Genomic DNA, 23,065 nt, shown 5'->3' with positions numbered 1-23,065 from the left:
GCCGCAACGTGCTCACACCCCTCACTGTCGTTTTCATCTGCCTCATCCATGAGCTTCGATTGATGGCCGCCAATACACGTTGCTTCCAAGCCGCCCAAAACCGATTGGCTGGCGCTTTCGGTAGGCCTTCCGCTGATTGTCAGCCATGGCACTCTGGGCATCTGCGTCACGAACATAGCGGGCAAGCGTCATGGCAGGGGTGGCACCGTAGCGCGCGCCGGGGGAGGCGCAGGTCCAAATGTGCCGGAGTGCAAGCGCCGCATCAGGGTCTACCCTGTCGAGATAAGCCAGACCGTAGGCGCAGGCCTCCAGAGTTAGGTCGGCGTGGTCGCACAACCTTGCGGTTGCTGTCGGCTTACCCCACGTATCATAAGTGTAGGTTTTGCCAATGTCGTGCAACAAACCAGCGACGAAACCGAGCTCCTGAAGCTCCCAAGGCATCTCGGGTTCATTGGCCTCCGTCATGACCAGTACGTTCTTCGCCACCTCTAGGGAATGAGCCAGCAGACCGCCGGGCTCACTGTGGTGGTAATTCCTGCTCGCCGGAGCTTTCAGGAAAACCTCCAATCTGTCACGGCGCTCCAATACTCGCTTAATAAACATCTGTAATGAAGCTGACCGCAAAGACCGAACCGCAGCAACTAACTGATCCAGTGCCTCCGGCTTTGGGCAGAACGTCCGTGGCAACGTTTGCAGTACTGGTAGGCTGGCAACGTCTGCCTGCAGCGGGCGGCGGATATCGGTCAGCAGAATCTCACTTTCCTCCCCACCGACACACACCTGACCCTTGACCACGACTAGATCCATGTGACCCAGATGCTCTGGGATCAACAGAGAACCAATCACAGCCAGCACCACGATGTCGCTGGCACAGCTGCTCAAGCGAAGTTTCAGATACGGAATACCATCATCATCAAAACAGGCTACGCGGCCAGTCAGGCGGTAGGTGCCGTTGAAGGTCTTTTTCATTAACGGGCGCAGATCATTCAGTTTCATTTCCCAGCTCCTGGTCGTTGTCGATCACCCGGCTCTGAATCAGGCGCTCAAAGGCGCTGCCATCCATACGAGTCAGGTTCGGGATATATCGGGAGTACACTTTGAACAGCATCTCCGTGGAGGAATGACCCAGAGTGCGGGCGACCCATTCTGGGTTTTCACCTGATGCCAAAAGCAATGTCGCGGCCGTGTGGCGGGTTTGATAAGGCCGTCGCTTTTTTAGCTTTAGGTGCTCCAATAAGGGATACCAAACTCGCTTGGTGACGTTGTTGTGGTCCAGCGGCTCACCCAGGCGATTGCAAAACACAAACTTGCTGAGCTTTCCAGTTGCCTCGTATTGCTCTTTAAGTGCGTCGTACACTGGGCCGAACATGGGGATCTCGCGCTGAGAGCCGTCGGTTTTTGTGTACTCCGCCTTGCCGTGAATCAGGGTTTCGCGAACCAAAATCTCGCGGCGCTCAAAGTCCACATGCTCCCACTTGAGGCCATCCACCTCGCCTGTGCGCATGCCGGTATAAAAGCGCACCAAGTAGTAATTGCGATAGTCTTCACGCACCCGTTTGAGGATGGTCTCAACTTCCGCCATAGAAAACGGCTCGATATGAACCTTCTGCTGTTTTAGCGGTTTGATATTGAGATAAGGGTTCGTGAAGTCATACCGTTCGGCAGCTTCGGTCAATATCATCCTAAGGATCGTCATGTGGCTATTGATGGTCTTGGGTGCCATCAAACCACTGGGTCCCCTGCCCTTCCGCCGAGCCATCTTGTTGCGGGCTGCCAGAATATCCGCCTTGGTGATCTCTCCTACCCGCTTGTTCTTGAACGCTGGTTTGAGCGAGCTTTCGAGAATAGAGGTCACATTGCGGACGTGGGAGTTGCGCCACTGGATTTTAGATTCCAGAAACCATTGGTCGGCGAAGTCTGGGAATCGTGGAGTAGTAGACTCCGATTGCTCAAAAGCAAGGTCGCTCTTATTGAAAAGAACTCCTGCATCTTCAAGCTTTTTGAGGTTCTTGCTCCCAGGAAAGAACTCTACATAATCAAAATCCCCGACTAACATCTTGGCTTCCATTCGCTGGATCAAAGTATCGAGTTGTTTACGATTTCGGGCAGTGTCGCTTAGCAGGGTTTGCTCTCTGCAGCGTATTCCTTGGTACCGAAAATCAATAAAGAGCTTCTTTGTATCGGCTCGTGCACGGACCTTAGCCATGACAAACACCTCCGCTTGCCATCGGGATGGCCAGATTGTTCTGAGCCATGCTGAGCATGTCTTCCTCAATAATCTCCCAGATGTAGAGAATTTTTCGGCCACCAAATGGACGGATATAATGTTTGCCTTCCAACAGGACGCTGTCTTTCAGACACTGACGGATAGTGCGGGGGTCATACTTGATACGTTCTGAAAGCTCTTCAGTTGTCAGGTATGTGTTGTTCATGAGAACATCTCCTTTTGCAAACCAATGATCAGTTGATATCTTTTATTATCAATTGATCATCAATATACGCCCTATTACGATAATTGCAAGTGGCGTTTGATACTTATTTTTATCAAAAGAGCAAAAAGATGATCCGTTTCCATTTAAAGGAATTGATAGCAGATAAGGAATTTGCCGAGAAACGACGAATCACTATCGGTGAAATCGCCAAGGACACTGGCATCAACAGGATGACACTGTCGAAAATCATCAATCATCCCGGCCACAGCACAGTAACGGACAACATTGATAAGCTATGCACTTATTTCGACTGTTCTGTTGAGCAATTGATCACGCACATCAAGGAAATCTCAGGCGAGTCTGAAGAACCTGAAGACGTGAAGTGACTCTTTTTTCTAGGCATGAGAGCAGGAGTTAATGTTCCGTGCCCCAGAAGACTGAAGGTCAAAAGCGAAAATGAGCCAAAACATCCAAATCGGAAATTGGCACGCATAGGGCACGGTGAGGGCACGGAGGAAAATTCAGATTCTGAAAGCAAAAAAGGCAGACCAGTAAGTTACTGATCTGCCTTTCTTTTATATGGTAGCGGGGGCAGGATTCGAACCTACGACCTTCGGGTTATGAGCCCGACGAGCTACCAGACTGCTCCACCCCGCATCAAAACTGGTTGTTTACCGGGCTACCCCGTTCAACGTGCGCGTATATTAAGGATTGGATTCAAAACTGTCAATCGATATCTTCGAAAAGGTCTGCCCGGTACTGGAGCTCTTCGGGCTCTGAGACAACGTGATCTTCATAGAATCCCACTGTCTCAATCACTTCCTGAACAGGTCGAAAGGAGCGGCGGTGTTCTGTGGTTGCTCCGAGGCGGCGCAGGGCCTCCAGATGGACCGGGGTCGGATAACCTTTGTGCTGCGCCAGGCCGAACCCGGGGAAACGCGCTTCCAGCGCTTCCATTTCCCGGTCACGGGTTACTTTGGCAATAATAGAAGCGGCGCTGATGGCAGCCACCCGACTGTCGCCTTTGACAACCGGTTCCGACGGCCAGCGCCACTTGGGACAGCGATTACCATCCACCAGAACGTACTCAGGCACCACAGCCAGCCCCGACACTGCGCGCTCCATAGCCAGCATTGTGGCCTGGTAGATATTCAGCCGGTCGATTTCGTGGGACTCGCACCGGCCAATGCTCCAGGCTTTGGCATGCTCGAGAATCTGATCGTAGAGGGCGTTGCGACGCTTCTCGGTCAGCTTCTTTGAGTCAGCCAGGCCTGCGATTGGCCGGTCCGGATCCAGAATGACCGCCGCAGTCACGACGGCCCCGATGAGCGGCCCCCGACCGACCTCGTCCACACCGGCAAGCAAGGAACCGTTGTAACGACACTCGAAGGGTGGCAAAGGGCTCTTGGGCATCAGTGGGCACCCTGCTCTATCAGGTCTGAGATCGCCTGAGCGGCTTTTTCATCAGCCCCCTGCTTCAGTGAATGGTGCAACTCGGTAAAGGCTTCGTTAAGCCTCGCCCTCTCCTCTTTGTTCTCCAGTCGCTCAAGCACTGCTGCACCCAGACTCTCGGCCGTGGCGTCGTCCTGGAGCAGCTCTGGGACAAGCTGGCGCTTCGCGAGGAGATTGGGCAATGCGACATGAGGCACCTTCACCAACTTCGACAGAAGCGCATAGCTGAACCCGCTCAGGCGGTACCCTACAACCATCGGCTTTTTGAGAAGCATCGCTTCGAGTGTTGCCGTTCCAGAGGCCAAGAGCACAACGTCGGAGGCGGCCATAACATCCCTGGAACGCCCACGTACGATGGTAACCGGAAGCTTCACCTCCAACGCATCGACCAGATCGCGCACCTGCTTCTCCCGGTCCCGGTTCACGCAGGGGATCACCAACTGCAGATCAGGTCTTCTTTCCTGTATCCAGCGAGAGGCTTCAAGAAACAAGGTACCAAGTCTCTCCACTTCTCCTGCACGACTACCGGGAAGAACCGCCAGTACGGGTGCGTCCGCATCTATTCCCAACGACTCCCGCATCTTGAGGGTATCCGGCGCCATGGGAATTCGATCTGCCAGTGGATGGCCCACGAAGGCCACAGGCACCTGATGCTCCTCGTAAAACCTTGCCTCGAAAGGAAACAGGGTCAACATCAGGTTGACCGATTTGGCAATTTTGAAGATCCGCTTCTGCCGCCAGGCCCAAACCGATGGGCTGACATAATGCACGGAAAGAATGCCGGCCTCGCGGCAGCGCCGTTCGATCGCAAGCGTAAAATCCGGAGAATCGATACCGATCACAACATCCGGTGGCGTGGCGAAGAAATAGTCCAGGAGCCGGGCCCGGATGCTGAACAGTTCACGAATTCGTCCAAGAACCTCCACGAGCCCCATGACCGAAAGACGTTCCATCGGCACCAGGGAATGGAATCCCTCCGCAACCATTTCCTCCCCGCCAATGCCGACGAACCGGGCCTGGGGATAGCGTTGGCGCAGCGAACGGATCAGGCCGGCACCGAGGATATCCCCCGATGCCTCACCGGCAATGATTCCGAATGTGATTTTACGCTCGCTGATGGTCGCGTGAGAAAGATCTGTCACCGACAGGCTCCTGCCGGGTTAGCGGATGATGCCGCGGTGAGCTCCACGCAGGGAGTCAATGAGGGGACGTATTTCTGCAACATCGGAGTAGGACTTCTCAAGCTCTTCGACGGCCTGTTCGGTTGTCAGCCCCTGGCGATAGATCACCTTGTAGGCGCGGCGTAAAGCCAGCAAGACATCCTTGCTGAAACCACGGCGCTTAAGGCCTTCCACGTTCATGCCGTGTGGCTGGGCGGACTGACCGCTCGCCATCACATAAGCCGGAATGTCCTTGAGTACGATGCTGCCACCAGCCGCCATGCTGTGGGGACCAATATGACAGAACTGGTGCACCATGGTACCACCGCCCAGAATCGCGAAATCGCCGACCGAAACATGGCCCGCCAGGGTGGCACAATTGGCCAGAATGGTGTTGTCACCGACGATACAGTCATGAGCGACATGCACGTACGCCATCAAAAGATTGCCACTGCCGATACGGGTTTCACCCCGGTCCTGGACCGTGCCCCGATGAACCGTGCAATTCTCGCGAATCACGTTGTTGTCGCCAATCACCAGTGTGGTTGGCTCGCCCGCGTATTTCTTGTCCTGGCATTCCTCGCCGATACTGGAGAACTGGAAAATACGGTTATTCCGGCCGATAACCGTCGGCCCCTTGACCACCACGTGGGACAGGATCTCGGTACCCTCGCCGATTTCCACATCAGGGCCAATGTAGCTCCAGGGCCCGACAGTAACGTTGTCCCCGAGCCTGGCTGACGGGTCTACAATCGCCTGAGGATGGACACCCGACCAGTCATTTGTCGCCATCAAACTTCTCTCTCAGCGGTCAGAATCTCTGCCACGCAGACGACTTCACCGTCGACCAGGGCGCGACACTCGAATTTGTAAATACCCCGTTTACCGGAGATGAGTTCCGACTCCATACACAGTTGGTCCCCTGGTAAAACCGGGCGTTTGAACCGGGCCTTGCTGGATCCGGCGAGGTATTGTACCACGCCGTCAGAAGGTTTCCGGCCCACAGTCACAAAACCGAGAATGCCGGACAGCTGAGCCATGGCTTCGATGATCAACACCCCCGGCATGATCGGGTTGTTCGGGAAGTGGCCCTGGAAGAACGACTCGTTAAACGAAATATTCTTGTAGCCCTTGATCGATTTTCCCTTTTCGACCTCCGTGACCCGATCCACCAGCAGAAACGGGTATCGGTGCGGCAGGTATTCCAGAATTTCGTCGATGTTCATCATGTTGATCGGCCTCAGCCCTCTAATTTCTTTTCCAGTTCTTTTACCCGTCTTGCCAGCGCATCCAGCTGCCGGAAGCGGACAGCATTCTTGCGCCACTGACGGTTGCTATCGGCGCTGGTGCCGGATGAATAGACCCCGGGCTCACGAATGTCGCCCGTTACCAGGGTCATACCTGTCAGATGAACCTGATCAGCAATCTCCAGATGACCAGCCACACCCGAGGCGCCGCCGAATACACAGTGCCGTCCAATGCGGGTACTGCCGGCAATGCCGACCATCGCCGCCATGGCGCTGTGATCGCCGATGCGAACGTTATGGGCAATCTGGATGAGGTTGTCGAGTTTCACCCCATCACCGATGACGGTGTCGTCGAGAGCGCCACGATCAATGGTGGTGTTGGCACCCACTTCCACATCACTCCCCAGAACAACCCGACCGAGCTGTGCGATCCGGTGCCATACACCCTTCTCATTAGCGAAACCAAAACCGTCGGAGCCAATAACGGCGCCACTGAGGATGTGACAACGCTCGCCAATGACCACATCGTGAGCCAGAGTCACCCGTGGCCGGATTAAAGTCCGGGCCCCGACCCTGGCGCGGGCGCCAATAACCGAGCCGGCTCCCACGACGACTTTCTCGCCAATGTCAGCCCCTGCTTCCACCACCACATTAGGACCGATACAGGCATCGTCAGCGATGCTGGCCGACGGATCGACCACAGCAGTCGCGTGAACGCCGGGCAAAGCAACAGGCGCGAGATCAAACCAGTGGCTCAGCTGAGCATAGCCGAGGTAGGGATTGTCCAGTAACAGGACGTTGGTCGGAGCATCCTTCGCCGAGGCCGGCGAAGCAATAACCGCCGAAGCACGTGTATCCGCCAGATACTTGCCATAGGAAGGGTTAGCGAGAAAACTGATCTGGCCGGGCACGGCGGCCTGCAACGTCGCCAGCCCCGATACCCTGATATCAGGATCACCGCGCAGCTCCGCACCCAGGGCATTGGCAATATCCCCCAGGCGATAGGACCTTTCTGTCATTGCGTGCTCCCAAGCAACGATCAGGGCACCGGGGTGCCCGTCACAGATTAACGGTTCAGTTTTTCAAGAAGCTGAGAGGTCAGGTTCATTTCAGGCTTCACATAGACAACAGCTTCGCTGGGCAGGATCAGATCGAGATTGTTCTCTTCAAGAAGCTCCTTGACCGCCGCGTCCACCTCGGGACGGGCCTGCTCCAGAAATGCCTGCTTACGCTGATTCACCGTTGAATCGAGCCGTTGCTTCAGGAAGTTGAACTCTTTTACCTTTTCCTGGAACTCACCGGCCAGTTTGTTGCGCTCGCTCTCGTTCATCATGGCACCGTCTTTCTCCAGGCGCTCCTGGAGCTTGCGGGCCTCTTCCTGAGCTTCGCGCACCCGGGCCTCATCGCCCGCAAAATCCTTCTGGAGGGATTCGCTGAAGGTCTTGGCATCGTCTGAAGAGAACAGTGCCTGACGCAGGTCCACCACACCAATTCGGGTTTCAGCCATGGCCGGGACTGAAAACGCCATAACCATGGCGGCGAATATCAACATGAATCGGGACATTAGTTTTCTCCTGATTTTCATCCGTAGGTTGTTATTATCCATGCGCTAGAAGGTCTGGCCCAGCGAGAACTGGAATACCTGGGTGTCATCACCCGGCTTGTCGTTCAGCGGCTTCGCCAGACTGAAGGCCAGCGGGCCAACAGCGGTAATCCACTGGAAGCCAATACCGGCGGACATTCTGATTTCGCTCAGTTCCGGATCGAAACCGCGCGCAGTGTCGAACACCTGACCTGCGTCCAGGAAAAACGCCGTTCTCATGGAGCGGGTATCACCGGCAAAGGGCGTGGGGAATATCAGCTCAACACCACCTTCAGTGAGCAGGTTACCGCCGAACGGATCCGGGTCTGAGAGGTCGTTGACATTGTTCGTAGCAAGGCGACCCAAGGAGTTGGCCCGGTACCCCCGAACCGATCCGTAGCCCCCTGTATAGAAGTGCTCGTAAAACGGCATCTGGGTCCGATCTCCGTAACCATCACCATAACCGATCTCTGAACGCGCCCGTAAGATCCAGCGATTATCGTCAGTCACCGGATAGTAGAAATCGGTCTTGTGTGTCACCTTGTAAAAGGTCAGATCGCTGCCCGGCACTGCTACGTCAAGCGACAACGACTGGCTATGGCCATCACTGGGCAGAACACCCCGGTTGAGAGTACTGCGGCGCCAGCTGCCGAAGAGGAAGAAGTTATTGAACGAATCCCCTTCCTCATCAATGAACTGAATGACCTCCTGTGAGGTGAACAGGCCTTCCTTAAGATTGGACTGGGTAAACCCGGCCCCGAAGTTCAAACGGGTGATATTGTCCGTGGGATAACCGAAGGTGATACGGCCGCCATATTCGTCCAGCAGGAAGGCGGAGATATCCTCTTCCTCATAATCGGTTTGCCGGGCAAAAAGACTGTAGCCACGGCTTACGCCGTCAACCGTGTAGTAAGGGTCCAGGTAGGAAACGTTTGCGCTTTTGACATAATCACTCACATTGACACCGAAAGAGACGCGCTTCCCGGTACCGAAAAAATTGTTCTCGGACACGTTGGCGCCAAGAATCACACCGGATTGCTGCGAGAAGCCGACGGAAGCGGAAAGGCTGCCTGTCGGCTGTTCTGCCACGGAGTAGTTCACATCAACCAGATCGTCGGTGCCCGGAACTGGTACCGTCTCAACATTCACCATCTCGAAGAAGCCGAGACGCTCCAGTCTGGTCTTGGAGAAGTCGATACGATCCGAAGAAGCCACGCCCCTTTCCATCTGCGTCATTTCCTGGCGGAGAACGTCGTCACGAGTCGACACGTTGCCCTCGAAATTGATCCGTCGCACATAGGCCCGTTTGCCCGGCTCAACAAAGAAGGTGACGGCGGCTGTGTTGTTTTCTCCCGGCTCGGGGACGGCATTGACGTTGGCGAAGGCGTAGCCTTCCCTTCCGAGCCGGAATGCCAGGGATTCGGAAATTGCCGTCATGCGGGATCGGGAGAATACGTCGCCCTCCTCAACAGGAATCAGCGATCGCAGCTCCTCTTCACCCACGATCAGCTCACCACGAAGGTTAATCTCGGAAATGGTGTACTGAGGCCCCTCATTCAGGGCAATCGCGATGAAGACTTTTTGTTTGTCAGGCGAAATGGATACCTGGCTGGACTCGACGTTGAAATCCAGATAACCACGGTCAAGATAGAACGACCGCAGCGATTCAAGGTCGCCACTCAGGCGCTCTCTCGCGTACTTGTCCGAGTTTGTAATTGAGTTCCACCAGCTCGTGGTCTGCAGCTCGAACAGCTCTTGCAGTTCTTCGTCACTGAAGTCCTTGTTGCCGATCAGGTTGATATGGTGGATCGCAGCGACCGACCCCTCATTGATATCCAGGCGAATCGCAACGCGGTTTCTGGGCAGCTCCTCGGCCGTTGCCTTTACCCGGGCGTTGTAGCGCCCCTGGGCAATGTAAGAGCGCAGAATTTCCAGTTCCAGACGTTCAAGAGTCGCACGCCGGAATACCTGGCCTTCCTGAAGCCCGGCGCCAGCGAGGGCATCCATCAACATCTCGGTTTCAATGTTCTTGTTGCCCTCAATCTCGATATCGCTGATGGAGGGTCGTTCACGAACCGTCAGGATAAGCACACCGGCATCCCGGCTGGCCTCAATGTCGGTGAAAAGACCGGTCCGGAACAGCGACTTGATCGCATCAGCCAGCTCGGTCTCGTCCACCTGCTCGCCAATATTGACAGGGAACGCGGAAAAAACAGTACCCGCAGATACCCTCTGCAGGCCTTCCACCTCAATATCCGCAACAGTGAACTGATCAGCAAATGCTGGCTTCAGGCCGGACACGGCTACAGCGAGGCCAACGGCTACACCTAGAAGAGAACGTCTCATTCAAATATTTCGCCTGGTTAATGCGCGTAAGGAGCTCGCAATTCTCACAACCGCATCAGGTCGTTGTAAAGAGCAAACACCATTAATGTGAGGATCATTGCCATACCAATTCGTAATCCAAACGCCTGAGCCTGCTCGGAAAGCGGCTTCCCACGGAGAGCTTCGATGGTGTAGTAAACGATATGACCACCATCTAGCACCGGCACAGGCAGAAGGTTCAGAATGCCCAGGCTCACGCTCAGATAGGCAAGAAAACGCACGAAGTCTTCGAACCCGGAACTGACACTGGCTTCAGCAACCCGGGCAATGGTAATTGGTCCACTGAGGTTGGTGGGTGACAACAGGCCGGTGACCATCTTCTTGATGGCCACCAGTGTCAAGCGGGTATCCGCCCAGGTTTCGCTGAGGGCGACCGGAACGGCGGCGAATGGGCCGTAGCTGACATCACGCAGCACCTCTTCTGGCCATGAGATAGCTTCCACACCGGCACCGACAAAACCGATTGACTCACCACTTTCCTGAGTCTTCGCTTCCGGTGTCACGCTGACGGATTGTTCCGCACCATTACGCTCGATGGTTACCTGAAGTGTCTGCTCCGGGGCATTGCGAATAAACTCGACCAGCTCAAACCAGCTACTGATCGGCTCGCCGCCCACGGCCACAATGCGATCCCCGGGCTGCAGGCCGGCAGCCTGAGCGCGGCCACCATCGGAAATCTGCCCCAATACCGGCGGAACAGCCGGGCGCCATGGCGTAATGCCGAACTCGGCTAACGGATTGGGAGTATCGTCACTCAGGCCCCAACCGGAAAGCTCACCGCTGACTGTACCGCGGGCGCCATCTTCCGATACCTCCATGGAAATCAGACCGTGCTCGCCGGTCCGCTCCAGAATGCGCATATTCACATCGCGCCACGAACTGACGCGATGGCCATCCACAGCGTGAATCTCCATACCCTCCTGAAGACCTACCCGCTCGGCCACACTCTCGTCAGCGATCTGCCCGACAATGGGTGCAACATGGGTAACGCCAACCACACTCAGCAGCCAGTAAGCAAAAATGGCGAACAAGAAGTTGGCCACGGGACCGGCCGCCGCAATGGCAATACGCTGGCTCGGAGGCTTGGAGGTAAAGGCCTGATCTCTCAGCTCCTCAGGAACTGGCCCTTCCCGCTCATCCAGCATTTTTACATAGCCGCCCAGAGGAATGGCGGCGACGGCAAACTCGGTCCCATGCTTGTCGTACCAGGAAAACATCGGTTTCCCGAAACCCACGGAAAAGCGAAGTACTTTTACGCCACAACGCCGGGCAACCCAGAAATGACCGTATTCGTGAAGGGTCACCAGGATGCCCAGGGTAAGCGCAAGTGCGAGGACGGTTTCAATAATCTGCATAGCGTTCCTGATTGAATGGCTTCAGCCGGGCAGCATTCTGCTGCGACTATCAGACAGTTAACAGACCTATCTGTTCCCGTGCACAAGCCCGTGCTTCTTTATCCTTGGCGAAGATAACGTCAAAGTTGTCGGCGGGCTCAACGGCGGTCACAGCGAGCGTTCGCTCTATGATAACGGGGATATCCGAAAAACACAGGCTACCCTCAAGAAAAGCGGCAACAGCCACTTCATTGGCGGCATTAAGAACCGCCGGGGCAGTGCCGCCCGCCTCAAACGCTTCGGCAGCCAGGCGCAGGCAGGGGAAACGCACCAGATCTGGCCGCTCAAAGTGAAAGCGGCCGATCGCGAACAGGTCCAGAGGCGGGGCACCAGCGTCAATACGCTCCGGCCAGGCCAGGCCGTTGGCAATCGGTGTTCTCATATCGGGACTGCCAAGCTGGGCCAGAACGGAGCCATCGGCATATTCAACCATCGAGTGGATAATACTCTCAGGGTGGACATGCACCTCAACTTTCTGGGGCGTGGTGTTGAACAGCCAGCAGGCTTCAATGAGCTCGAGGCCCTTGTTCATCAGGGTGGCCGAGTCCACGGAAATCTTCTGCCCCATGGACCAATTCGGATGGGCACAGGCCTGGGCGGGCGTTACCGATCGAAGATCCTCGGCAGAATGTTCCCTGAACGGGCCCCCGGAGGCTGTCAGAAGTATACGAGTGATGCCGGCACCGGCAGGGTCCCGGACCTTGTCGGCCGGCATGCACTGGAAAATCGCGTTGTGCTCAGAGTCGATCGGCAGCAATTCTGCCCCCGCTTCGGCCACGGCATCCATAAACAGTTTGCCCGACATCACAAGCGCTTCTTTGTTGGCAAGCAACACCCGCTTTCCCGCCCGCACCGCCGACAGTGTTGGCGAAAGACCCGCTGCCCCGACGATAGCCGCCATCACAGTATCAACACCGGGGGTGGAGGCCACCTCGCACAACCCTTCCAGCCCGCCAAGCACGCGAGTTTCAGGCAGGTCTGCCAGCAATTTTGAGAGGACATCGGCCGCTTCAGGGTCAGCCATGACCGCCACTTTCGGACGGAATTCACGGCAGAGGACCGCGAGCTCTTCCGCACGGGTACTGGCCGTGAGCGCATAGACCGAGAAGCGGTCAGGGTGGCGCCGAACAACGTCCAGGGTACTGAGACCGATGGAGCCGGTCGCCCCGAGAACACTGATAGAGCGGGTTACCATAGTCACCAGTGCCCGGTTGTCAGCCAACCAAGTTGGGTAATAATCAATGCAAATACCGGAATGGCCGCCGTCAGGCTGTCGATCCGGTCCATGATGCCACCGTGACCGGGTAACAGCTGACTACTGTCCTTGATGCCACGGTGCCTTTTGAGCATGCTTTCCAGCAGATCGCCCAACACTGAAACAAGACCCGTGGCGAGGCTGGCAACAATTAGCAGCGAGGTCTGAACCGTCCCCGCCGAAGCCAGCCAGCTGACAACCAGGGCAAAAACCCCGACGGCCATCAGGCCGCCCCAAACGCCCGCCCATGATTTGCCAGGACTGACACGGGGCGCCAACTTTGCTTTACCAAACGCCCGACCGGCGAAGTAAGCACCGATATCGGCAACCCACACCACACAGAATACGTAGAGGATGAGCAGCAGGTTGTTGGTACTGTCACCAAACTGGAAACCGCCGGTTCGCAGGTGATTAAGGCCCACCCACGCCGGCACCAGAACGAACAGCCCCATGACGGCTCTTGCGGGGAGACTGCCCCATTTTTCGGAGCCGCCGGGATAACTGCGAACCAGAAGAAAGCACACGCCCCACCAGAGCAACGATAACCAGAGGACTGCCACAAACGGAACGTTCAGCAGACCGTAGAGAAGGATAGCGGTGGCCAGTGCGTAGCCAACCCGACCGGCAGGACTCTCAATACCGGACATATTCGCCCACTCCCAGGCGCCCAGGGTAATGATGGCGCCGGTAAAGAGCGCAAAACCCAGGGGCGGGAGGAAAAAGATCCCGCCAATGGCGATAGGAGCGAGGATCAGTGCGGTGATAATTCGGGTTTTTAACACGGTTGACGTCGCTATCGTTCGTTATTGTTGTACAGCCTTGGCCGCTATCTGATCATCCGTCTGGCCAAAGCGACGCTGTCGGCCGGCATAGGCCTGCAGGGCCTTGAGCATCTCTTCCTGCTGGAAGTCAGGCCAATACACCGGTGAAAAGTAAAGCTCTGTGTAAGCCAGGTGCCAAAGCATGAAATTGCTGATTCTTTGCTCGCCTGCGGTACGAATCATCAGGTCCGGCATTGGCAGGTCACCGATGCTGAGGTGCTGCTGAATCAGGTCATCGGTGATGTCAGAGGGTGCCAACTGCCCGGAACGGACCTGCTCGGCCACCTTGCGTGTGGCCTGCGTGATATCCCAGTGACCACCATAGTTGGCGGCAATTACCAGGGTCATCCGGGAGTTATTGCGGGTCAGCTCTTCAGCCGCCGCCATGTGTTCACGCAGTGAAGCGCTGAACGCTGACCGATCACCGATAATGCGCAGGCGGATATCGTTCCGGTGAAGTTTGCGAACCTCGCGCTCAAGGGCGAACAGGAACAGCTTCATGAGCGCGGACACTTCGTCCTTGGGCCGGCGCCAGTTCTCGCTGGAAAAGGCAAACAGCGTGAGCACTTCCACGCCTTCACGGGCACAGGTTTCCACCACTGCCCTGACCGCATCGACACCGGCCTTGTGCCCAGCCACTCCCTTGAGCCGACGGGCCTTGGCCCATCGATTGTTCCCGTCCATGATGATGGCCACATGCCGGGGCCGACTGTCTGCCGACACCGGAATCTCTGCGGATACAGTTCCCGTCATGAAATCCCCTGTGCGGCCGGAGCGCCTCGGTGCTTCGGCCTTTCAATTCGCTTGCAAGTAGGTCCGGACGGTTAAACCGCCATCAGGTCTTCTTCTTTGGCCTTGAGCATCTTCTCGACTTCTGCAATGTAGCGGTCGGTCAGCTTCTGGATATCGTCCTCGCCCTTGCGCTCGTCGTCTTCGGTGATTTCCTTTTCCTTGAGCAGATCCTTGATCATGCTGTTCGCGTCGCGACGCGCATTACGGATGGAAACACGACCGTGCTCGGCGTCTGCTTTTGCCTGCTTAACCATTTCCTTACGGGTTTCTTCTGTCAGCATGGGCATCGGGATACGGATGATATCGCCGCTGGTCGCCGGGTTCAGGCCAAGGTCTGATGCCATGATAGCTTTCTCGATGGTCGGCATCAGGTTTTTCTCCCAGGGAGAGACCGTCAGCGTGCGGTTATCCTCGACGTTGACGCTAGCCACCTGCTTCAGCGGCGTCTCCTGGCCGTAGTAGTTCACCATGACACTATCCAGGATAGAGGGGTGGGCACGGCCGGTGCGGATCTTGTTGAACGCGGAGTTAAGGGACTCCAGGCTCTTTTTCATTTTCTTTTCGGCTTCTGCTTTGATGTCGTTGATCACTTCAGCATCCTCAATTCGTTCGTCATGTCATTCTGTAATCTGGCGCCACGATCCTGTGGGGCCGGGACAGCGATTCATTCGATCAGTGTACCTTCTTTCTCGCCAGTTACGATGCGAGTAAGGGCGCCGGCACGGTTCATATCGAACACCCGCAGCGGCATGCCGTGGTCACGGGCGAGACAGATGGCTGTCAAATCCATCACACCCAGTTTCTTGTCCAGAACCTCATCATAGGTGAGGTAGTCGTATTTCTCTGCACTGCTGTCGAGGTGCGGATCCGCTGAGTATACGCCATCCACTTTCGTCGCCTTCAGCACCGCGTCGGCCTCGATCTCAATGCCACGCAGACATGCAGCGGAATCGGTCGTGAAGAAAGGGTTACCGGTACCGGCGCAGAAGATCACGACATCGCCATCCTTCAGATCCCGTACCGCGCGACGGCGGTCGTAATGCTCCACGATGCCGCTCATGGGGATCGCGGACATCACACGGGTCCGGATGTTCGAACGTTCCAGGGCATCACGCATGGCCAGACCGTTCATCACGGTGGCCAGCATGCCCATATGATCACCGGTAACCCGATCCATGCCGGCCGCATTCAGGGCTGCGCCACGGAACAGATTGCCGCCGCCAATCACCAGGCCAACCTGCACGCCGATGCCAATCAGCGCACCGATTTCCAGTGCCATGCGGTCAAGAACTTTGGGATCAATACCGAAATCGTGCTCTCCCATCAGGGCCTCGCCACTGAGTTTGAGCAGAACACGCTTGTATCTGGGCTGGGTTTTCGATGATGTCGGCATGATGATCCCCTTGTCGTCTGTTGGCTGCTATCCGGCGTGGTACCCGTTGCAGGCTTGTATCTGACATACTCCTCATAAAAAGGGGTATCTCAGATACAAGCCCGCCACGAGAGCCGGGAATTCCCGGCTAACGTGGCAGACTCAGGTGATACAGTGGCTCAAAGCCCGCTGCATCGAACGAAGGATCAGGCCTTGCCTGTGCCGGCTGCAGCAGCAACCTCGGCAGCAAAGTCCACTTCTTCCTTCTCAATGCCTTCACCCACTTCCAGGCGAACGAAGCCAACCAGCTCGCCGCCGTTGGACTTGATCAGCTCGCCCACGGTCTGGTCCGGGTTCTTGACGAAAGGCTGCTCAACAAGGCTGTTCTCCTTGAGGAACTTCTTGATGCGGCCACCCATCATCTTTTCGACGATCTCGGCAGGCTTGCCTTCCATATCCGGCTGGGCCTTGATCACATCCTTCTCTCTTTCGAGTTCTTCAGCCGGCATATCTTCCGGCTTGCCGACACGCGGGTTAACGGCAGCTGCGTGCATGGCGATGTCACGGGCAACTTCAGGATCACCGGCAGTCAGGGCGACAACCGAAGCGATCTTGTTGTTGCTGTGAACGTATCCACCAACAACCGGGCCTTCAACCTTGACGACACGACGAACAGTAATGTTCTCGCCGATTTTCTGAACCAGCGCTTCACGCTTGGATTCCAGATCGCCTTCCATCAGCTTGGCTACGTCGGTTTCGCCATTTTCAAACGCAACGTTCAGCACGTCGTTGGCAAAGTTCAGGAAGTTGTCATCGCGAGCAACAAAGTCGGTCTCGGAGTTCACTTCCAGAATAAAGGCAACGGTGTTGTCGTCAGAGATCTTGATCAGTGAAGCGCCTTCAGCGGCGGTACGGCCGGCTTTCTTGGCAGCTTTCAGACCGGATGACTTGCGCAGCTCTTCGATCGCAGCGTCAACGCTGCCTTCGGCTTCAACAAGTGCCTTCTTGCATTCCATCATGCCAAGGCCGGTACGCTCACGCAGCTCTTTGACCATTGCAGCGGTAATTGCAGCCATGTTCAATCCTCTCAACTGTTCCGAATTCGGTGGGGCGGTGTGCCTCGGAAAACACCAGGCACACCTTACATCTAAACCGTGAAGGTAAAACGTTACTCAGCGGCTGGAGCAGCGCCTTCAGCGTCTTCGCTGACTTCAACAAACTCGTCAGCACCGGCACCAGCAGACTGGGCTGCTTCCATGCAGGTATCAGCAACGGCTTTCACGTAAATCTGGATCGCACGGATAGCGTCATCGTTGCCCGGGATCACGTAATCGACACCGTCGGGATCACTGTTGGTATCAACAACACCGATGACAGGAATACCAAGCTTGTTGGCTTCCTTGATGGCGATACGCTCGTGGTCAACGTCAATCACGAACATCGCGTCCGGCAGGCCGCCCATGTCCTTGATACCACCAATGGAGCGCTCAAGGCGGTCCATTTCACGGGTACGATCCAGTGCTTCTTTCTTGGTCAGCTTGTCAAAAGTACCGTCCTGACTCTGGGTTTCCAGGTCACGGTAGCGACGGATAGACTGACGGATGGTCTTGTAGTTGGTCAGCATGCCACCGAGCCAGCGGTGGTTAACGAACGGCTGACCGGCACGCTCGGCTTCTTCCTTGATGATCTTGGCCGCGGCACGCTTGGTACCAACGAACAGGATCTTGTTCTTGTTCTCTGCCAGCTGCTGAACAAATTTCAGCGCGTCGTTCATGGCAGGAACAGTCTGCTCAAGGTTGATGATATGAATCTTGTTACGGGCGCCGAAGATGAACTTCGACATTTTCGGGTTCCAGTAGCGGGTCTGGTGACCGAAGTGAGCACCTGCCTTCAGCAGGTCACGCATATTTACCTGAGCCATGATAGTTACCTTTTTAGCTTCGGGTTAGTCCTCCACGTATCCGATTACCCCAACCTGACTCCTTTAAAAGCAGGACCAGGCACCCTGGGATAACGTGCCGACACGTGTGTGAATTTGCTGGATTCGTTTCCAGCGGGCGCGTTTATACCATATTCGGCCCGACAAACGCCATTATTTTTGACGGCGAGCTTCCTTGTACCCGGGCAGCAGGCCCCTTAAAATGCCGGTTTGGCACAAACAACGGGAAACCCAATGCAGGTATCGATCAAGACACCGGAAGAAATTGAAAAGATGCGCGTCGCTGGCCGCCTGGCGGCCGAAGTGCTCGAGATGATTGGCGATCACGTCAAGCCCGGCGTTTCCACCGAAGAGCTCGACCGGATTTGCCACGACTATATTGTAAACGACCAAAAGTGCATTCCGGCACCACTCAACTACAAGGGGTTTCCGAAGTCCATCTGCACGTCGGTCAACCACGTTATCTGCCACGGCATTCCGTCTGAGAAGAAAATCCTCAAAGATGGAGACATCCTTAATATCGATGTCACCGTAATAAAGGATGGCTACCACGGCGACACCAGCAAGATGTGGATTGTCGGCAAGCCGAAACCTGGCACCGAGCGGCTGATCCAGATTACACAGGAGTGCCTCTATAAAGGTATTGAACTGGTCAAGCCGGGAACCCGTCTGGGCGATATCGGGCATGTGATTCAGCAGCACGCCGAGAAACACCGCTATTCCGTGGTTCGAGATTACTGTGGCCATGGCATCGGCGCAGTATTCCACGAGGAGCCTCAGGTAATGCATTACGGCAAACCCGGCACCGGTCTGGAGCTGCAGGAAGGTATGACGTTTACCATTGAGCCAATGATCAACCAGGGCAAGTACCAGACCAAGCTTCTGCCGGATGGCTGGACCGTCGTTACCAAGGATCACAAACTCTCTGCACAATGGGAGCACACCATCCTTGTGACGGCGGACGGTCATGAGGTCTTGACCAAGCGAAAGGAAGAGTCCTTCTAAGTGGACCAAAGCGAGCTGGAATCCCGCATCAGTAATGACCCATCTCCGGTTACGGCGGCCCGGGAGCTGTTAAAGGGCAGGTATGACGCCGATGCCGAGGCCTTTCGACAAGGCGCCGATGTGCGCGCCCTTGTCCGCTCCCGGGCTGACACGGTCGATACAGTTCTCAGATTGATCTGGAACCGCTACCCCTTTTCCGATTCACCGGACATTGCCCTGATCGCCGTCGGCGGCTATGGACGGGGTGAGCTGCACCCGCATTCGGACATCGACCTGCTCATTCTCACCCGTGCCGGCATCGAAGACAGTTGGCACGAAGACCTGGGCGCGTTCGTTACCCTGCTGTGGGATCTCAGGCTGGATATCGGCCACAGTGTTCGCAGCATCGAGGAAAGCAAGACAGCCGCCCGCGAAGATATCACCATACTGACCAACCTGCTGGAAACGCGCACGATTGCCGGCCCGGATGAACTCCGGTCAGATCTGAGCGAGCAAGTCTATTCCGATGATGTCAGCACCGACCGCGACTACTTTATTGCGAAGCGTGAGGAGCAGCAGCAACGGCATCAGAAATACGGCGATACCGAATACAACCTCGAACCAAACGTGAAGGGTTCCCCGGGCGCCTTGCGGGACATACAGACGATCGGCTGGATTACCAAGCGACATTTCGGACTGCAGAACATCGCTGACCTGACCCGCTTCAGCATTCTTACCGAGGAAGAGCATCAGATTCTGTTCCAGGGTGAAACCTTCCTCTGGCAACTGCGATACGGCCTGCAGCTGCTCGCTGACCGGAATGAAAACCGGCTGCTGTTCGATCATCAGCGAGCCCTGGCCCAGATGCTCGGCTATAGAGATGAAGGTAAGCGGCTCGGCGTCGAATTGATGATGCAGGCCTACTATCGCACCGTCCTGGCCCTCGCCGAACTGGCGGATGTGATTCTGCAGTATTACGACGAAGCGATTCTGGGTAGCCCATCGGAAGACGCCATCCAGCCCATCAACAAACGTTTCCAGATTCGTAACTACTATATTGAAGCGGTCAACAACCAGGTCTTCGCCTACGCGCCCTATGCCATCATGGAAATCTTCGTTCTGATGGCTCAGCACCCTGAGATAAAGGGCATCCGGGCCACGACGATCCGCTCGCTTCGGGCCCACCGGCATTTGATCGATGATGCGTTCCGATCTGATCTGGCAGTGACTACCCTGTTCATGGAGCTGCTCAGAACGCCCCATGCCCTGGATCAGACGCTGTCTGCCATGAAGAAGTACAACGTGCTCGGGCGCTATCTCCCGGAGTTTGGCCAGATCATTGGCCAGATGCAGCACGACCTTTTCCACATTTACACCGTGGATGCCCACACCATGCGGGTCATCCGCAACATGGTAAGGCTTGGCAGCGCGGAAGCCCGAACCGAGTATCCGCTGGCATCCCGCCTGATTCACCGGCTGCCGAAACTGGAAACCCTCTATATTGCCGGCATTTACCATGATGTGGCCAAAGGCCGGGGTGGCGATCACTCGGAACTGGGTGCCATCGATGCCGAAGCCTTCTGCCAGCGGCATCACCTGAGCGAACGGGACACCCAGCTGATTTCCTGGCTGGTGGAAAACCACCTGCTGATGTCCATGACAGCCCAGCGCAAAGACATCTCCGACCCGGACATTATCCACGGATTTGCCAGGGCAGTGCCGAGCCAGGCGCACCTGGATTACCTGTACGTTCTAACCGTATGCGACATCAGCGCTACCAATCCCAAGCTATGGAACACGTGGCGGGCCTCGCTGTTGCGCCAACTCTATATCGAGGCCAAACGGGCTTTGCGTCGGGGCACTGAAACGCCCATCGACCGACAGGAATGGGTTCGCGCTACCCAGTCGGAAGCCCGGGAAATCCTGCATGCCCAGAACATGACCGATGAACAGATCGACGCCATCTGGGACACCGTGGACGAAGACTATTTCCTCCAGGACTCGACCGTGGACATCGCCTGGCAGACTGCTGCCATCATCAGACACGGCGACAATACGGACCCGCTGGTGCTGATTCGAGACACGCGGGGCGGCCCGACGGACGGCTACTCCCAGATCATTATCTACATGAAGGACCGGGTTGCCCTGTTCGCTGCGACAACGGCGGTCCTCGAACAGCTGAACCTGAACATCGTGGACGCGCGCATCAGCTCAAGCGAGGGGCCCTACTCGATCAGTTCCTATGTGGTACTTGATGAGAAGGGACAGCCTCTGGGCATCGACCCTGCGAGAAAAGAACGGGTGCGTTTGCGCCTGATCGAAGAACTGGACGACCCGGATGACTATCCGGACATCATCCACCGGCGCACGCCACGCCAGCTCAAGCATTTCGCTTTCCCGACGGAAGTGACGTTCTCGAATGACACCATCAACCAGCGCACCGTAATGGAAGTGATCACGCCCGACCGCCCGGGGCTTCTGGCCCGCATCGGCCAGGTGCTGCTGGAGCACCGGGTACGCCTGAGCAACGCCAAGATTGCCACCCTGGGCGAGCGCGTGGAGGACGTTTTCTTCGTGACGGACGAACACGGCGAGCCCATCCGGGAGCCGGCGGTATGCCAGGCCCTGCAGCAAGATCTCTGTAAAATGCTGGACGACATTCAATGAATCCGAACCTCGACAGACTTCACCCCTACCCTTTTGAAAAGCTTGCCAAACTAAAGGCAGGCATCAGCGTGCCCGATCATCTCCGGCCGATTTCCCTGGGGATTGGAGAGCCGAAGCACCCGTCGCCCGATTTCGTCAAACAGGTCATTGCGAACAATCTGGACAAGCTTGCCAATTACCCCACCACCCGGGGTACGGATGAACTCCGCGAGGCCATCAGTGGCTGGGCAACCCGCCGATTCAATCTGAAGGCCGGCAGCCTCAGCGCGGCGAACAACATCGTGCCGGTAAACGGCACACGTGAAGCCATCTTTTCCCTGGTTCAGGCTGTCGTGGATGCCACCAAGCCTGCCACCGTAGTCAGCCCCAATCCGTTTTATCAGGTTTACGAGGGAGCCGCCCTCCTTGCAGGCGCGACGCCCGTATACCTCCCCTGCGATGGCTCAAATGGCTTCATTCCCGATTTTGATTCAGTGCCCGAATCCATCTGGCAAGAATGCCAGATACTGTTTCTGTGCTCCCCGGGCAATCCCAGTGGTGCTGTTATCTCCCGGGAGGCGCTGACCAGGGTGATAGCCCTGGCCGACAAACACGACTTTATCGTTGCTTCCGACGAATGCTACTCCGAACTCTATCCGGAGGAAGGCAACGCGCCGGAAGGCCTCCTGCAAACCTGCGCCGCCATTGGCCGGGATGACTACGCCCGCTGCGTGGTGTTCCACAGCCTGTCCAAACGCAGCAACCTGCCCGGCCTGCGATCGGGTTTCGTAGCCGGGGATGCCAGCATTCTTGACGGCTACCTGAAGTACCGCACCTATCACGGCTGCGCCATGCCCATCCACAATCAGCTGGCGAGCATCGCCGCCTGGAGCGACGAAGACCACGTTCGGGAGAATCGTGCAGCGTACCGCGCCAAATTTGAGGCAGTGGTCCCGATCCTCCGGGAAGTTATGGATGTTGATTTTCCGGATGCCGGGTTTTACCTGTGGCCGATAACTCCGATGGACGATGAAACGTTTGCCCGGGAGCTCTCGGCGCAACAGAACGTGCACGTGTTGCCTGGACGATATCTTTCCCGAACCGTGGATGGCCATAACCCCGGAGAAAACCGTGTCCGGATGGCCCTGGTCGCCCCGCTGGAAGAGTGCGTAGAGGCAGCGGAACGCATTGTTGAATTTGTTAAGGCGAACAAGCCATGAAACTGTACGGCATCAAAAACTGCGACACCGTAAAGAAGGCCCGGAAGTGGCTGGACGAACAAGGTATCGACTACGAATTCCACGACTTCAAGAAGGATGGCCTGCAGAGTGATTTGCTGTTCCGCTGGGAAGACGCGGTCGGATGGGAAACCCTGCTGAACCGCCGCGGCACCACCTGGCGCAAACTTCCGGAGGACGTTCGTGATACCATTGACGTCCAAAGCGCTCACGAGATCATGCTGGAGAACCCATCCATTATTAAGCGTCCCGTTGTCGAAAACGGCGGTGATGTGCGCGTAGGTTTCAGTGCAGACGAATGGTCCGCATGGCTGGCCTGAATCTCGGGCAAACCAGATCCAAACTTTAATTTCAGGGGTCTTCAGG

The 23,065-nt window shown here is 56.3% G+C and carries 23 protein-coding genes and 1 tRNA gene; 5 read left to right on the top strand and 19 right to left on the bottom strand.

The features are described from left to right. Positions 1-42 precede the first annotated feature (42 nt). From ACGK9W_RS02920 to ACGK9W_RS02910, 3 genes are read right to left on the bottom strand one after another with little or no spacing between them, the layout of a single operon-like run. Positions 43-996 (bottom strand): TraI domain-containing protein, encoded by a 954-nt coding sequence (locus ACGK9W_RS02920; RefSeq protein ID WP_405419018.1) that lies wholly within the window; start codon positions 994-996, stop codon positions 43-45. Next, positions 983-2,206: a tyrosine-type recombinase/integrase gene (locus ACGK9W_RS02915; protein ID WP_405419017.1), complete on the bottom strand. Its 1,224-nt coding sequence runs from the start codon at positions 2,204-2,206 to the stop codon at positions 983-985. The genes ACGK9W_RS02920 and ACGK9W_RS02915 overlap by 14 nt, the downstream gene beginning before the upstream one ends. After that, entirely contained in the window at positions 2,199-2,432 is a 234-nt protein-coding gene (locus tag ACGK9W_RS02910) for a hypothetical protein (RefSeq protein WP_008170356.1), read from the bottom strand. The genes ACGK9W_RS02915 and ACGK9W_RS02910 overlap by 8 nt, the downstream gene beginning before the upstream one ends. An 89-nt stretch (positions 2,433-2,521) precedes the next feature. On the opposite strand from ACGK9W_RS02910, the gene ACGK9W_RS02905 reads away from it, so the two are divergent. Further along, positions 2,522-2,818: a helix-turn-helix domain-containing protein gene (locus ACGK9W_RS02905; protein ID WP_405419014.1), complete on the top strand. Its 297-nt coding sequence runs from the start codon at positions 2,522-2,524 to the stop codon at positions 2,816-2,818. Positions 2,819-3,012: 194 nt separating this feature from the next. Here ACGK9W_RS02905 and ACGK9W_RS02900 read toward each other — a convergent pair. From ACGK9W_RS02900 to rpsB, 16 genes are all read right to left on the bottom strand, one after another. Then, positions 3,013-3,089: transfer RNA gene (locus ACGK9W_RS02900), tRNA-Met, on the bottom strand. Positions 3,090-3,158: 69 nt separating this feature from the next. Then, positions 3,159-3,845, bottom strand: a complete 687-nt coding sequence (gene rnhB, locus ACGK9W_RS02895) for a ribonuclease HII (protein ID WP_405419012.1) — start codon at positions 3,843-3,845, stop codon at positions 3,159-3,161. Beyond that, entirely contained in the window at positions 3,845-5,026 is a 1,182-nt protein-coding gene (lpxB, locus tag ACGK9W_RS02890) for a lipid-A-disaccharide synthase (protein ID WP_104270326.1), read from the bottom strand. The genes rnhB and lpxB overlap by 1 nt, the downstream gene beginning before the upstream one ends. An 18-nt stretch (positions 5,027-5,044) precedes the next feature. After that, positions 5,045-5,836, bottom strand: coding sequence for an acyl-ACP--UDP-N-acetylglucosamine O-acyltransferase (gene lpxA / locus ACGK9W_RS02885; protein WP_008170364.1), 792 nt, complete (start codon positions 5,834-5,836; stop codon positions 5,045-5,047). Next, positions 5,836-6,273: a 3-hydroxyacyl-ACP dehydratase FabZ gene (gene fabZ, locus ACGK9W_RS02880; RefSeq protein ID WP_008170365.1), complete on the bottom strand. Its 438-nt coding sequence runs from the start codon at positions 6,271-6,273 to the stop codon at positions 5,836-5,838. Before fabZ ends, lpxA begins: the two co-directional genes overlap by 1 nt. Positions 6,274-6,284: 11 nt before the next feature. Continuing rightward, positions 6,285-7,310 carry a UDP-3-O-(3-hydroxymyristoyl)glucosamine N-acyltransferase gene (gene lpxD / locus ACGK9W_RS02875; protein ID WP_092031645.1) on the bottom strand — a complete coding sequence of 342 codons (1,026 nt, stop codon included), beginning with the start codon at positions 7,308-7,310 and terminating at the stop codon, positions 6,285-6,287. A gap of 47 nt (positions 7,311-7,357) precedes the next feature. Continuing rightward, complete coding sequence (locus tag ACGK9W_RS02870) at positions 7,358-7,855, bottom strand: OmpH family outer membrane protein (protein WP_273084745.1); 498 nt, start codon at positions 7,853-7,855, stop codon at positions 7,358-7,360. Between the two features lie 45 nt (positions 7,856-7,900). After that, entirely contained in the window at positions 7,901-10,219 is a 2,319-nt protein-coding gene (gene bamA, locus ACGK9W_RS02865; RefSeq protein WP_405419009.1) for an outer membrane protein assembly factor BamA, read from the bottom strand. Positions 10,220-10,263: 44 nt separating this feature from the next. Then, on the bottom strand, positions 10,264-11,613 hold the full coding sequence (gene rseP / locus ACGK9W_RS02860) for an RIP metalloprotease RseP (RefSeq protein ID WP_008170369.1): 1,350 nt from the start codon (positions 11,611-11,613) through the stop codon (positions 10,264-10,266). 49 nt (positions 11,614-11,662) lie between these two features. Continuing rightward, positions 11,663-12,847 (bottom strand): 1-deoxy-D-xylulose-5-phosphate reductoisomerase, encoded by a 1,185-nt coding sequence (gene ispC, locus ACGK9W_RS02855; RefSeq protein ID WP_008170370.1) that lies wholly within the window; start codon positions 12,845-12,847, stop codon positions 11,663-11,665. Positions 12,848-12,849: 2 nt separating this feature from the next. Then, positions 12,850-13,689 carry a phosphatidate cytidylyltransferase gene (locus tag ACGK9W_RS02850; protein WP_008170372.1) on the bottom strand — a complete coding sequence of 280 codons (840 nt, stop codon included), beginning with the start codon at positions 13,687-13,689 and terminating at the stop codon, positions 12,850-12,852. Between the two features lie 21 nt (positions 13,690-13,710). Further along, complete coding sequence (gene uppS / locus ACGK9W_RS02845; protein WP_053114835.1) at positions 13,711-14,481, bottom strand: polyprenyl diphosphate synthase; 771 nt, start codon at positions 14,479-14,481, stop codon at positions 13,711-13,713. Between the two features lie 71 nt (positions 14,482-14,552). Next, positions 14,553-15,110, bottom strand: coding sequence for a ribosome recycling factor (frr, locus tag ACGK9W_RS02840; RefSeq protein ID WP_008170376.1), 558 nt, complete (start codon positions 15,108-15,110; stop codon positions 14,553-14,555). Between the two features lie 74 nt (positions 15,111-15,184). After that, positions 15,185-15,913, bottom strand: a complete 729-nt coding sequence (gene pyrH / locus ACGK9W_RS02835) for a UMP kinase (protein WP_008170379.1) — start codon at positions 15,911-15,913, stop codon at positions 15,185-15,187. 185 nt (positions 15,914-16,098) lie between these two features. Beyond that, positions 16,099-16,968 (bottom strand): translation elongation factor Ts, encoded by an 870-nt coding sequence (gene tsf / locus ACGK9W_RS02830; RefSeq protein WP_008170381.1) that lies wholly within the window; start codon positions 16,966-16,968, stop codon positions 16,099-16,101. 92 nt (positions 16,969-17,060) lie between these two features. Continuing rightward, positions 17,061-17,813, bottom strand: coding sequence for a 30S ribosomal protein S2 (rpsB, locus tag ACGK9W_RS02825; protein ID WP_008170383.1), 753 nt, complete (start codon positions 17,811-17,813; stop codon positions 17,061-17,063). Between the two features lie 252 nt (positions 17,814-18,065). Here rpsB and map point away from each other — a divergent pair, with 252 nt between their 5' ends. The 4 genes from map to ACGK9W_RS02805 are packed head-to-tail and all read left to right on the top strand — an operon-like array spanning position 18,066 to position 23,019. After that, entirely contained in the window at positions 18,066-18,836 is a 771-nt protein-coding gene (map, locus tag ACGK9W_RS02820) for a type I methionyl aminopeptidase (protein ID WP_349521072.1), read from the top strand. Next, positions 18,837-21,482: a [protein-PII] uridylyltransferase gene (locus ACGK9W_RS02815; RefSeq protein ID WP_008170387.1), complete on the top strand. Its 2,646-nt coding sequence runs from the start codon at positions 18,837-18,839 to the stop codon at positions 21,480-21,482. It abuts the gene before it with no gap. Then, the gene (gene dapC, locus ACGK9W_RS02810; RefSeq protein WP_008170389.1) at positions 21,479-22,681 is read left to right on the top strand and encodes a succinyldiaminopimelate transaminase; all 1,203 of its coding nucleotides are present in this window, start codon (positions 21,479-21,481) and stop codon (positions 22,679-22,681) included. Before ACGK9W_RS02815 ends, dapC begins: the two co-directional genes overlap by 4 nt. Continuing rightward, on the top strand, positions 22,678-23,019 hold the full coding sequence (locus ACGK9W_RS02805) for an ArsC family reductase (protein WP_405419005.1): 342 nt from the start codon (positions 22,678-22,680) through the stop codon (positions 23,017-23,019). Before dapC ends, ACGK9W_RS02805 begins: the two co-directional genes overlap by 4 nt. The last annotated feature ends 46 nt before the right edge of the window (positions 23,020-23,065 follow it).

It is taken from the genome of Marinobacter flavimaris, from assembly GCF_045057155.1.
In the GTDB taxonomy this organism is placed as follows: Bacteria; Pseudomonadota; Gammaproteobacteria; order Pseudomonadales; family Oleiphilaceae; genus Marinobacter; species Marinobacter manganoxydans.
The sequence above is the reverse complement of the archived record's forward strand: the minus strand, read 5'-3'. Positions and strand labels throughout refer to the sequence as shown.